Raw genomic sequence first — 11,803 nt, 5'->3', positions numbered from 1 at the left:
GCTCGGCGGAGGCATTCCACGGGATGCGGACACAAAAGGCAAGGCGGAGCGCAGCATGAACAGCACCATCGACCCAGCGGAAGTTGCGAAATTCGAGGCCATGGCCGCGGATTGGTGGAATCCGCATGGCAAGTTCAAGCCGTTGCACATGCTCAACCCCTGCCGTCTGGATTACATCACCAGCCAGATCGCCGCCGAATTCGACCGCGATCTGTCACAGCCGCGCCCGTTCGAAGGGCTGCGTCTGCTGGATATCGGCTGCGGCGGCGGGCTGTTGTCGGAACCGATGGCGCGACTGGGGGCCGAGGTGGTCGGCGCCGACGCAGCCGAGCGCAACATTCCCGTCGCGCAGGTCCACGCCGAGCAATCGGGGCTCGAGATCGACTATCGCCACACAACGGCCGAAGATCTGGCCGCAGCGGGAGAGCGGTTCGACGTGGTGCTGAACATGGAAGTTGTCGAGCATGTCTCCGATCCGCTGGCCTATCTGACCGCCTGCCACGACCTGCTGAAAACCGGCGGGCTGATGATCTGCTCGACCATCAACCGCAACCCGAAAAGCTATGCGATGGCGATCTTCGGGGCCGAGGTGGTGATGCGCTGGCTGCCGCGCGGCACGCATGAATGGGCAAAATTCATCACCCCGGACGAGCTTTACGCGCTGATCGGGCAAGCCGGCCTGGACCCGGTGGACCGCAAGGGCATGGTATTCAACCCGATCTTGTGGAGCTGGTCTCTGTCCGAACGCGACCTGTCGGTGAACTACGTCACCGCCTCGATCCGCCGGGACTAAACAATCAGCCGGGCGGCAATGCCGGGCAGGGCGGCCCAGTCGTCGAACGCCTCGCTATGCGGGATCTCATCCAGACCCGTCTTGCGATAGCCCTCGGTGTAAAGCGCGAAGGGCACGCCCGCAGCCTGCGCGGTCATCGCGTCGACCTCGCTGTCCCCGACATAGACCGCAGGCCCGTCGCCCAGCGTCTCCAGCACGGCGTGCAGGGGGGACGGATCAGGCTTCATCTGCGGCAGCGAATCACCCCCCAGAACGGTCTCGAACAGATCCGACCAGCCGAAATGCGCCAGCACCGCCCGGGTCGGCACCATCGGCTTGTTGGTGCACAGCCCGATGCGCCAACCTTGGGACTTCAGCGTGGCAATCGCCGCTTCGACCCCCGGATAGATCACCGTATGCCCGTGGGCGCGCTCGTATTCCGTGATAAAGCGGGCGCGCATGCGGGCAGTGCGGTCCGGCGCGTTCCCGCCAGCCGAGGCGCGTTCCAACCGCTCGACAAAGACGCGCGCGCCGTTGCCCACGAAACTGCGGGTCTGTTCCAGCGTCACCGGCGCGAAGCCCTCGGATTTCAGCACCTCGTTCGCGGCGTGGGCGATATCGGGCGCGGAATCGATAAGCGTGCCGTCAAGGTCGAAGACGATCCTCATTACAGGGCCCTCACTGCGCAGCCATCAGCGGCGCGTTGATCGGTTTCTCGCGGATCGGCAGATGGACCAGCGCCGAGAACGCCCCCACCGCGACGCCGACCCACCAGACCAGCGTGTAATCGCCGTAGACATCGTACAGCGCGCCGCCCAGCCAGACGCCGAGGAACCCGCCGATCTGGTGGCTGAGGAACACGAAGCCATAAAGCGTGCCCATGTAGCGCAGCCCGTAGATATGCGCGACGAGGCCCGAGGTCAGCGGCACCGTGGCCAGCCACAAGGCGCCCATCAACAGAGAAAAGATCAGCACCGAGGCGGGCGTGATCGGCATCAGGATGAAGGTCGCGGCGATCACCGTCCGGGCCAGATAGATCCCCGCCAGCAGGTACTTTTTCGTCCAGCGCTTGCCCGCCCAGGCGGCGGTGATGGTGCCGGCGATATTGGCCAGCCCGATCACCGCGATCGCCACGGCGCCCAGCGCCGAGGTGGTGGTGATGCCCAGCGCCGCCAGATAACCGTTCGGCGAGATCGCGCCGCACATCTCGGTCACCATGGCCGGGAAATGCGCGGTGATGAAGGCCAGCTGATAGCCGCAGGAGAAGAAGCCCAGAAAAATCAGCGAGAAGGACGGATCGCGAAAGGCCTGCAGCAGCGCCTGCCCCATGCTTTGTTCCAGCTCGGCCCGCGTGGCCATCACCGGCGAGCGCATCATCGGCAGCACCGCCAGAACGGCAAGGATAGCGACCGCGAAGATCAGGAACACGGTCTGCCACGGGAACGAGGCGAGCAGCAGTTCGGCCACCGGCGCGCCGAAGACCTGCCCGGCCGAGCCCGCAGCGGTGGCGATGCCCAAGGCGAGCGAGCGGTTCTCATCCGAGGCGGCGCGACCCACCACGGCCAGGATCACCCCGAAGCCGGTGCCGGCGATGCCGAATCCGACAAGGATTTCAAGAAGCTGCATCGAGCCGGGCGTCATGGCAAAGGCAGACAGGACCAGACCGGCTGCGTAGAACAGCGCGCCCAGCACGATGGCCCGGCGGTCGCCGAAACGCTCGGCCACCGCGCCGAACAGCGGCTGGCCGATCCCCCATGCAAGGTTCTGGACGGCGATGGCGAGCGAGAACTCGGCACGCGGCCAGCCGAATTCCTCGGCAATCGGGATCTGGAACACGCCGAACGAGGCACGGATCGCGAAGCCGATCATGATGACCAGACAGCCGCCGATCAGGACGGGAGTGATGAGCGGGGCTTTCTGAGGCATCGATGCGATCCGTGACAGGCGACAACGCGGGGGCCAGCCCCCGCACCCCCGGAGTATTTCAGACAAGATGACGCAGGATCGATCCGGTCTGCCCGGGGCAGGGTCGCGATAATCTGTTCACGCGGGTGTGAGGGTCAAGGCCGGATCAGCGCGACTGCGCATGATATTCCGGATTGGGTTGCATTCCGATCGCTGATGCGACGCGGTTCGACATGTTGTAAAAGCCCACGGTCGAGGCGATGTCGAAAATGTCGCGGTCGGTGAAACCCTGATCGCGCAGCGCCTGACGGTCGGCCTCGACGATCTCGGCCGAGGCCTTGGTCGCTTTCTCGGCGAAGGTCAGCATGGCGGTCTGGCGCGCGTCGAGATCGGCATAGCGCCAGTTCATCACCATCGCCTCGCCCAGTTCCGGCGTGCCCAGCGCGCGCACGGCGGCGCCATGCGCCACCTGACAATACCAGCACCGGTTGATCGAACTGACCACCACAGCGATCATCTCGCGTTCCAGCTTCGACAGGCCGGACGGACCCATCATCAGGTCGTTATACATCGCCGTGAAGGCATTCAGCTTGGTGATGTCGAAGGCATAGGCCTGCAGGACGTTCGGCACCATGCCCAGCTTTTCCTGACAGATGTCGAAATAGCGCTGCGTTTCGGGCGGCAGCGGGTCCATCTGCGGCAGGTCCAGCGCGCTGATCCGGGTCATGGTGTCTTCTCCCTGTAGTGGTAAGCAGCAACCTCGGACATGCCAAGATCATTGTAAAGCGCCCGCGCGCCCGCATTGGCGGCGACCACGGCCAGCGCGAAGGTCTGCGCGCCGTTCTGCTCTGCCCACCAGGCAAGGCCGCGCACCATGTCGCGCCCGACGCCTTCGCGCCGGAACGGCGGTTCGACATAGAGGGCATGCAGCATGGCGATGCCCTCATGCACCGAGACGAAACCCACACCCGCGGGCTTGTCGCGGATGCGGGCGATGGCGGCGGTCTTCGGATCGGCGGCGCGGTGCATGACGGCGATGCGGGCGGGACCGACCTGCGCCGCTTCCCAGATCCGCCGGTGGATCGCGAGCGGCGGCCAGATCGTCGGCAGGGTGATCGGCTTGGGCTTCTCGGCGATGGTGTCGATCGGCGCGGTCATCAGCACGGTGGGATCGACGATATGGTAGCCGCGCGCTTCAAGCGCATGATCCAGCGCGTCCTGATCGGCATCGGCGCCAAGGCGGATCTGAAACAGCGGGTCAGGCCCCAGCGCGTCGAGCGCGGCATCGGAATACGCGCCCTCAAGCACCGTCGCGCTGGTCCGCTTGCCGCCCCCCGCGCCGTCGCGGCGGCGGAAGGGACCGGCGGCCTCAGACGATACAGGCGGCCAGCTTGCCTCGAGCGCCGCGAACAAAGCCGCGCTCATGGTGCCAGCGCCGCCAGTTCGACCATCGCCCGGTCGAGTTGCCCCGCATCGGTGCCGCGCACGACCAGCTGCGTGCCATAGGCGCCGTTGCGCTGATAGGGGTAGCTGCCGAAGCTCAGATCGGGGAATTTCTCGGCCAGAGCCTTCAGCTTGCCCGCAATCTCGCCCTCGCCCCGGTCGATATCGATCATCTGGCTGAGCAGCGGATCGCCACCCGTCAGCGTGGGCAGGACACTGGCGACCATCGCTTCGAAAATCGCGGGCACGCCGGCCATCACATGGACATTGCCCAGCGTGAAACCCGGCGCGGCCGAAATCGGGTTGTCGATCAGCGTGGCGCCTTCGGGGATGCGGGCCATACGCAGGCGCATCTCGTTCAGCTCGAACCCGGTGCGCTGGTAATGCGCTTCCAAGATCGCGCGGGCATCGTCGCGCACATCGATGGAGGCACCGAAGGCGCCGGCAACGGCATCGGCGGTGATGTCGTCATGGGTGGGGCCGATCCCGCCCGAGGTGAAAACCGTATCATAGGCCGCGCGCAGGGCATTCACCGCCGCGACGATGGCGTCTTGGTCGTCGGCCACCACGCGGGCCTCGCACAGGCGGATGCCACGGGTCGACAGCTCTTTGGCGAGGTGGTTGGTATTCGTGTCGCGGGTGCGGCCCGACAGGATCTCGTCCCCGATGACGAGCATGGCGGCGGTGGGATTGCCCATGGCGCTGTATTACCTCTTTGCGTTCGAGCCGGAGGTTAGCGCGGTTATGCGGGGTTTCCAATCGGTGCCGGGCAGAACTCAGCGATGGGTGGTGAAGGGGATTTTCACGCCCAGCGACAGCGTCATCGGCTGCATGCCGCCGGACTCGATGCTGGCAAGGCGCCCGATCCCCGCCGAGATCCGCCAGCTTTCGCCAACACGGTAGTCGATATCGGCCTGCAGCCCGGCAACGATACCGCCCGCCGTGTTCACGCCGCCGCCGCCGGCCGCGCCCAGCAGGCCCTCGACCGAAATGCTCCAGCGCGAGGTGAGCGGCATCTCATAGCCCAGCCCCACCATGCCCAGCGCGTAACCCGCGACACCGCCCTGCAGCGCGGTCATGGCGCTGCCGGTGGCATAGAGCCGGTCGCCAAGGAAGTAGTCGAAGGCGCTGTGCTGCATGACCACGTAATCGGTGCCCGGACGCGGGGTGATGAAAAAGCCCGCCTCGGCCGACTGCGCCTGAATACCGCCGGTATAGGCCCAGCGCTGTGCGCCGCCCCCCATGCCGTCACGGTTGAAATGCCGCATCAGGCCCAGCGTCAGGGTCGCCGCCGAGAAATCCCCATCCGGCGCCATCGTCGCGCCGACCGACAGCTCGACATCCATCGTGCGGGTGACCGGCATGCTGGCGCCCAGCGCCGCGCCCAGAAGCAGGCCCGCGCCGGTATCGACCAGCCCGCCGCCCGCAAAGCCCGCCGACCCTTCGGCAAAGAAGCTCAGGCCGCCGACCGGCTGGATATAGCGGGCGCCGCCCATGATCTGCATGTACCCCTGCGCCCCGCGCGCCGCACCGGCGCCGCCGAACCAGAGCTGCGTGTTGGGGCCGGTATCGACATGGAAGCGCGCGCCGACCATCGAGATATCGGGCTGCTGGGGCCCGGGCCGCGTGCGCGTGCCCGAGGGCGAGGTGGTCTGCGTGGCGAAAACCGAGATCGCGTCGAATTCCGGCACGCCGCCGCTGCTGAAGCCCAGCCCGCCCGCACCGACACGGTAGCGCAGGCCAAGCCCGAAGGTCGGGCCGTCGATGGGCGCACCATCGATGCGCAGCCACGCGGCATGGGCCTGCACGTCCCACGACGGCGAAAGCTGATAATCCAGCGCCACGCCCGCGCGCAGCATCAGCCCGTCGCCGATCACCTGCGCCGCACCTCCGCCACCGCCGACGAAGCCCGACAACGACAGCGACAGCCGTTGGCTGACGGGCAGGGTGGCGACGCCTTCGAAACCCCAGAAGAACGCGCCACCGGCATCGCCCAGCGCGCCGGAATAGATGGACTGACCGACGCTGAAGACGGGCGAGACGCGGCGACCGATATAGAGCCGGTGCAGCCCTTCGATCAGCGTGTTGGGGGATTGCAGCACGTCGAGGCCGGTTTCGATCTCGAAACCCTGTGCCCGATAATCCTGTGCCTGCGCGCCCGATCCGACCGCGAGGGTCACGGCGAGGGCGCTGGACGCCCAGAAAGCGGTTTTGTGCTGCATGTCGTCATCCCCCGGGAACGCGCCCCAGTCTATGGGGGATGGGGTCAGAGACAAGAGAGCCATGCGCGATCGCCCTGACGTCGCGTCTTCGGCGCAACACATTCACGCATAGCGCCGGTCCCGTGCGGTCGAACGGCGCCACCGGGGGCGCCCGACTGGTCATTTTCGCCAAGAGCGCCTATTTAGAGCGGGCAAAAAAGAGGTCATGCCGTGTACGACAAGAAGGGCACCGTCACCCGCGAAGGGATCAGGCTTCACGATCCGGAAGATTTCGCGGGGATGCACAAGGCGGGGCAGGTTGCCGCGCAAATTCTGGACGATATCGCCGAGCATGTGTTTCCCGGCCAGAAGACCGGCGAGATCGACCGCCTGATCGAAGAGATGATCAAGACGGCGGGCGTCACGTCAGCAACGATCGGCTATCGCGGCTATCAGCATGCGAGCTGCATCTCGGTGAACCACGTGGTCTGCCACGGGATTCCCGGTGACAAGGTCCTGCGCAACGGCGACATCCTGAATATCGACGTTACCGTCATCGTCGATGGCTGGTTCGGCGATACCTCGCGGATGTATGTCGCGGGCGAACTGGGCCGCAAGGCCGAGCGGCTGATTCAGGTGACGCATGACGCGCTGATGCTGGGGATCGAGGCCGTGAAGCCCGGCAACACGTTCGGCGATATCGGCTACGCGATTCAGAGCTATGTGGAATCCCAGCGCATGTCCGTGGTGCGCGATTTCTGCGGGCACGGGCTGGGCCGGGTGTTCCACGCGCCGCCCAACGTGCTGCATTACGGCCGTCCGGGGCGCGAGGCGCGGCTGGAAGAAGGCATGTTCTTCACCATCGAACCGATGGTTAATCTGGGCCGCGCCGAGACCAAAGTTCTGGCCGATGAATGGACCGCTGTGACGCGCGATAAATCGCTGTCGGCGCAATTCGAGCATTCAATCGGCGTAACAGCCGATGGTTGCGAGATCTTCACACTTTCTCCCGCAGGCAAGTTTCATCCGACCTGGGGTTGAAAGCCGGGGCACAAAAAGCGGCCTCAGGTAACCATAAGTTGAATAGAAAGCGGCGGCCAAACGGCCGCCGCTTTTTCATTTTCCGCGAATTGCGATGACAAGTGTCAACAATCCGGATTAATGGTCGCATTAATAAACGTTCACAAAACAAAAATAACGAACGTGTTAATTAACGCATTCAGATCGCCATATCCTCGAGCGATTTGCCATCGCTGAGGGCGGCTTCGATCCAGCGCGGGCGGCGGCCACGTCCGCTCCAGGTCTGCGAGGGATCTTCGGGATTGGCGTATTTCGGTGCAGCAGGCTTGCGCGTTTTCTTCGCGACCAACTGGTTAAGATCCGCAACGGTCAGCCCGCGCTCACGCGCGAAAGCCTCGACCTCTTCCAAGGCACGGCGGCGTTCCCGTTCGGCATACTCGATAACCGCTGCATCAACCTCTTTCTTGAGTTGCTTGAGCTCTTTTAACGAAAGAGCGTCCAGATCGATCATGGTTTGATCCTGTCAATGAGTGGTAACAATCTTGCTCTGCACAAGAACCGCTCTCAGGTCAATAGCATTTTGCAAAACCCGGTCACGCCGATTTCCGCGTTTCCCGCCAAATCAGATAAATGCCGGCGCCCAAAATCAGGCTTATTCCGGTCCATGAAACCGCATCCGGCCATTCGCCGAAAATCGCCACGCCCCAGAAAACCGCCATCGGCATCGCCACGTATTCCAGCGGTGCGACCAGCGCGGATTCGCACAGGCGATAGGCCTGCGCGATCAGGAAACCGCCCATCGCCGTGCCGATCCCGGCGAGAACGAAAAACGGCACATCGACCATTTGCGGCCAGATCCAGCCGCGCAGAAGAAAATCCACCGAAGGCCCCGCATCGACCGGCAGGAAATCGCCGCGCCCGGCAATCAGCCCGAAGACAAGGCTGAAGCCGAGAAAGGTGAATTGCGTATAGGCCGCCATCGACGCCGCCGTTTCGCGCACGCCCATATGCCGGGTCATCGTGTTGAGCGCCGCATAGGCGGTGGCGGCCAGAAGCGGCAGCAGGGCGATGGGGCTGAATGCCTCGGTCCCCGGGCGGATCATCACGATCACGCCCACAAGCCCCGCGCCGATTGCCGTCCAGCGACGCGGACCGACGGTTTCGCCCAGAAATACGATCGAGAACAGGGCGATCACCAGCGGGCTGACGAAGAAGATCGCCGTTGCATCGGCAATCGGCATCGCCGCGAGCGCGATGAAATAGGTCATGTTGGCCATGACGATGAAACAGCCGCGCAGCAGGTGCTTGCCCAGCATCGTCGTGCGCAGAATGCGGTAGCCGCCGGACAGAGGGATGACCACCGACAGGATGATCGCCAGTGCGACCATTGAGCGGAACAACACTACCTGATGCAGCGGATAGGCCCCGGACAGGAACTTGACCGCCATGTCATTGAGCGAGAAGCCCAGCGCAGCGCCCACCGCGCAAAGCCCGCCCACCAGCGCGACGGGCGGGGCGGGGCGCGCGGTGGCCCCGCTCATCGTGCCCTCGTCAGCGCCCGGTCCAGCGCCTGCGCAAAACGCGCCCGGTCGCGCTTGGTAAAGCTCTTGCCTGACCCCTGACGGAACGGATCGGCCGAGCGCAGATCGGCGGCGAGATCGCGCATCGCCAGCGCCTGCCCCACGCTGGACGTCGTCAGTTCGGACCCGTCGGGCTTGAGCACCAGTGCCCCGGCATCGACGCAGCGCGCGGCCAGCGGAATGTCGGCGGTGACGGCAATGTCGCCCGGCGCGCAGGCTTCGGCGATCCATTTATCCGCCGCATCCGCCCCCTGATCGACATAGACCATCCGGACCTTCGGGTGATCGACCGGACGGATCCCGCCATTCGAGACATAGACGATGGTTGCGTCGTGCCTGAGCACCGCGCGAAGCGCTTCGTCGCGCACGGGACAGGCATCGGCATCAATGAAAACGGTGGGCATGAGGACCTTTTTGGTTGCCGGTCGATCTATGCCCGCCGCCCGAGGGATTACAAGCGCGCCTTAGCCACCCAGTATGCAGCAACCCGACAACCCGTCGCGCTGCCCGCGCCAGTAGACCTGCGCCTCAAGCCCATACAGCCGGTCGCTCATCCCGTCGTCGCAGACCGCGTTGCGGATCGTCACCATGCCGCTGCGCGGCCCGCTGAACGGCACGGCAAGGGTATAGGGGCCCCGCGTCATGGGCAGGTTCGGCGCGTCGGTGGTAAAGGTCATCGCCCCGTCGGCAAGGCTGTCATAGGTCGCGGAATTGCCGGGAAGGTACAGATGGAAGGTCCAGAACGGCTCGGTCCCCATGCAGGTCAGGCTTTGCTGGCCGTCGATCCAGCTGTCGCTGCGCTCGGCTTCGAGATAGCGCATCGACGACCAGCCGACTCTTTCGTCGGTGCGCACCAGCCCCCAGCGGCGGTCTTCGGACAGACCGATCACCTCGATCCCGGTTTGGGTACGGTCGAAACGGCCGAGGATCTCGGCCCTTGCATCGGGTTCGGCGCGGATATTGAGCCAGTCGCCGGCGCGGACATCGACCACCCGGTGCAGGGCGGGAAATTCCTGCGCAAGCGCGGTCTGGGCTAGGAACAAACAGGTCAGAAGAAGGAAGAAACGCGAAAGCATGGAAGACTCCTATTGCTTGGCGCCCCAGCTCAGCGATGCCCGCCTGCGGGTATAGAACTCCCCCATCAGGCCGACAAGCAGCAGGGCGAAGGTCACGACGACCGGGTATAACGTGCTGGTGTAATGCGGGTTGTAATTGAGGAACGCGAAGCCGCGCGCCTGATCGATGATGTGAAAAAGCGGGTTCCACGCGAAATAGGGCAGCATGATTCCGGGCAGGGAATTGGCCACGAACATCTTGCCCGAGGCGAACATGTTGGTCCGCGAATAGATCTGCGACGCCAGCCCTACCGCCTTGGGCGACCACGGCTTCATCGCCAGAAAGATCGTGCCCACCGCAACGCCCGAAAACCACGCCAGCAGCAGCATCAGGATACAGCCCAGCGGATCATGGATCACCAAAGGCTCCCACGCGGCATGGTAGATGAACAGCACGACCGACACCGACAGGATCTGCACGTAAAGTTCGCCCAGCGCGGCGGCGCCGATGGCGACAATCGTGTTCATCGGCGCGTGTTTCATCATCGCCGAGGTCGGACCTTCGGCGCCGACGACCGCGCCCATCGCCTTGACGTGGCACATGAACAGGAAGACCCCGGTCATCAGGTAAAGCAGGAAATCGCCCCGGATACCGCCCGGTTTCCAGCCCACGAAATAATACATGCCGTAGAACACGCCGACCAGAAGCAGGGTCTGGGCGATGTTCATCAGCAGGCCCATCATGGCGTTGCCATGCTGGTTGCGCACCGACCGCACCCCGGCATGATAGATCAATTCAAGGATCGTGAAGGCGGAAACGAACCATCCGTCCTGACTGCGATTGCTGAGCATCGGTGTTCTTTCCGCCGGTAAGAAACCCCGAACCTTGCATTCCGGGAGCAGCAAAGGATAAGTCCAAAGCCGAATTCGATCAACTCGCGCTCTGACGCGTCCACCCAAGGATATTATTGATGTCGGACGATTTTCATCAACTCATCGAGACCGCCTTTCGCAAGATCGCCCTGCAGGCCGGCGAGGTCATCATGGAGGTCTATGGCCGCCCCGATTTCGAAGCCCGCGCGAAATCCGACAATTCACCGGTCACCGAGGCTGACGAGGCCGCCGACGAAGTGATCCGCGCCGAGCTGGCCAAGGACTTCCCCGAGATCGCCGTCGTGACCGAGGAAGCCGCCGAAACCCACAGCCTGAAGGCCGACCGCTTCATCATCGTCGACCCGCTCGACGGGACCAAGGAATTCGTCCAGCGCCGCGGGGATTTCACCGTGAATATCGCGCTGGTGGAAAACGGGGTGCCGGTGCGCGGCGTCGTTTATGCGCCCGCCAAGGAACGGCTGTTCTATACCCGCGCCGATGGGGCTTCGGTCGAAGAGACCGGGCCGTTCGGCGAAGAGCAGGGCGAGGTGACGCCGATCCGCGTGTCCAAACCCGACAATGACGCGCTTCTGGTCGTGGCGTCGAAATCGCATCGCGACGCGGCGACCGACGAATACATCAACCGTTATGCCGTCAAGGACGCAAAAAGCGCGGGCTCGTCGCTGAAATTCTGTCTGGTGGCGACCGGTGAGGCCGATTTCTATCCCCGCCTTGGCCGCACGATGGAATGGGACACCGCCGCCGGTCATGCCGTGGTGCTGGGCGCGGGCGGCACGGTGCTGCGATTCGACGACCATACGCCGCTGACCTATGGCAAGCCCGGTTACGAGAACCCGTTCTTTCTGGTTCTCAGCCCGGAAGTGGCGCTGAAATAAGCACACCCGCCCATCTGGCGCGCGCCTCGCGGCATTGCGGCGCGCGCCGGCCCCGCTT

General features: G+C 64.4%; 14 protein-coding genes. 3 read left to right on the top strand and 11 right to left on the bottom strand.

The genetic code is table 11. The annotated features are described in order from the left end of the window. Positions 1-55 precede the first annotated feature (55 nt). Complete coding sequence (ubiG, locus tag JI664_RS09815; protein WP_207013560.1) at positions 56-793, top strand: bifunctional 2-polyprenyl-6-hydroxyphenol methylase/3-demethylubiquinol 3-O-methyltransferase UbiG; 738 nt, start codon at positions 56-58, stop codon at positions 791-793. Here the strand turns inward: ubiG and gph are convergent. The 6 genes from gph to JI664_RS09785 all read right to left on the bottom strand — a co-directional run bounded on the left by gph (position 790) and on the right by JI664_RS09785 (position 6,342). Further along, positions 790-1,440, bottom strand: coding sequence for a phosphoglycolate phosphatase (gene gph / locus JI664_RS09810; protein WP_207013559.1), 651 nt, complete (start codon positions 1,438-1,440; stop codon positions 790-792). The genes ubiG and gph overlap by 4 nt on opposite strands. 10 nt (positions 1,441-1,450) lie before the next feature. Beyond that, entirely contained in the window at positions 1,451-2,698 is a 1,248-nt protein-coding gene (locus tag JI664_RS09805) for an MFS transporter (protein ID WP_207013558.1), read from the bottom strand. Between the two features lie 145 nt (positions 2,699-2,843). Continuing rightward, positions 2,844-3,404: a peroxidase-related enzyme gene (locus tag JI664_RS09800; RefSeq protein ID WP_207013557.1), complete on the bottom strand. Its 561-nt coding sequence runs from the start codon at positions 3,402-3,404 to the stop codon at positions 2,844-2,846. Then, positions 3,401-4,102, bottom strand: coding sequence for a GNAT family N-acetyltransferase (locus tag JI664_RS09795; RefSeq protein WP_207013556.1), 702 nt, complete (start codon positions 4,100-4,102; stop codon positions 3,401-3,403). The genes JI664_RS09800 and JI664_RS09795 overlap by 4 nt, the downstream gene beginning before the upstream one ends. Then, positions 4,099-4,818 carry a competence/damage-inducible protein A gene (locus JI664_RS09790; protein WP_207013555.1) on the bottom strand — a complete coding sequence of 240 codons (720 nt, stop codon included), beginning with the start codon at positions 4,816-4,818 and terminating at the stop codon, positions 4,099-4,101. Before JI664_RS09790 ends, JI664_RS09795 begins: the two co-directional genes overlap by 4 nt. 78 nt (positions 4,819-4,896) lie before the next feature. After that, complete coding sequence (locus JI664_RS09785) at positions 4,897-6,342, bottom strand: hypothetical protein (RefSeq protein WP_207013554.1); 1,446 nt, start codon at positions 6,340-6,342, stop codon at positions 4,897-4,899. A 210-nt stretch (positions 6,343-6,552) separates the two neighbouring features. Between JI664_RS09785 and map the strand changes: the two genes are divergently transcribed. Further along, positions 6,553-7,362: a type I methionyl aminopeptidase gene (map, locus tag JI664_RS09780; protein ID WP_207013553.1), complete on the top strand. Its 810-nt coding sequence runs from the start codon at positions 6,553-6,555 to the stop codon at positions 7,360-7,362. 178 nt (positions 7,363-7,540) lie between these two features. On the opposite strand, the gene JI664_RS09775 is transcribed toward map, so the two are convergent. The 5 genes from JI664_RS09775 to JI664_RS09755 form a co-directional block, all read right to left on the bottom strand. Continuing rightward, positions 7,541-7,852, bottom strand: a complete 312-nt coding sequence (locus JI664_RS09775) for an H-NS family nucleoid-associated regulatory protein (protein ID WP_207013552.1) — start codon at positions 7,850-7,852, stop codon at positions 7,541-7,543. Between the two features lie 82 nt (positions 7,853-7,934). After that, the gene (locus tag JI664_RS09770; protein WP_207013551.1) at positions 7,935-8,882 is read right to left on the bottom strand and encodes a DMT family transporter; all 948 of its coding nucleotides are present in this window, start codon (positions 8,880-8,882) and stop codon (positions 7,935-7,937) included. Further along, positions 8,879-9,325, bottom strand: a complete 447-nt coding sequence (locus JI664_RS09765) for a YaiI/YqxD family protein (RefSeq protein ID WP_207013550.1) — start codon at positions 9,323-9,325, stop codon at positions 8,879-8,881. The genes JI664_RS09770 and JI664_RS09765 overlap by 4 nt, the downstream gene beginning before the upstream one ends. Before the next feature lie 60 nt (positions 9,326-9,385). Further along, positions 9,386-9,997: a peptide-binding protein gene (locus JI664_RS09760; protein WP_207013549.1), complete on the bottom strand. Its 612-nt coding sequence runs from the start codon at positions 9,995-9,997 to the stop codon at positions 9,386-9,388. Between the two features lie 9 nt (positions 9,998-10,006). Further along, positions 10,007-10,828: an ABC transporter permease gene (locus tag JI664_RS09755; protein ID WP_207013548.1), complete on the bottom strand. Its 822-nt coding sequence runs from the start codon at positions 10,826-10,828 to the stop codon at positions 10,007-10,009. Between the two features lie 119 nt (positions 10,829-10,947). Here JI664_RS09755 and cysQ point away from each other — a divergent pair, with 119 nt between their 5' ends. Next, positions 10,948-11,745 carry a 3'(2'),5'-bisphosphate nucleotidase CysQ gene (cysQ, locus tag JI664_RS09750; RefSeq protein WP_207013547.1) on the top strand — a complete coding sequence of 266 codons (798 nt, stop codon included), beginning with the start codon at positions 10,948-10,950 and terminating at the stop codon, positions 11,743-11,745. The last annotated feature ends 58 nt before the right edge of the window (positions 11,746-11,803 follow it).

It is taken from the genome of Rhodobacter sp. NTK016B (assembly GCF_017303295.1).
Taxonomy (GTDB): domain Bacteria; phylum Pseudomonadota; class Alphaproteobacteria; order Rhodobacterales; family Rhodobacteraceae; genus Pararhodobacter.
Note: the sequence above shows the minus strand (reverse complement) of the source record. Positions and strands in the feature narration are given on the sequence as shown.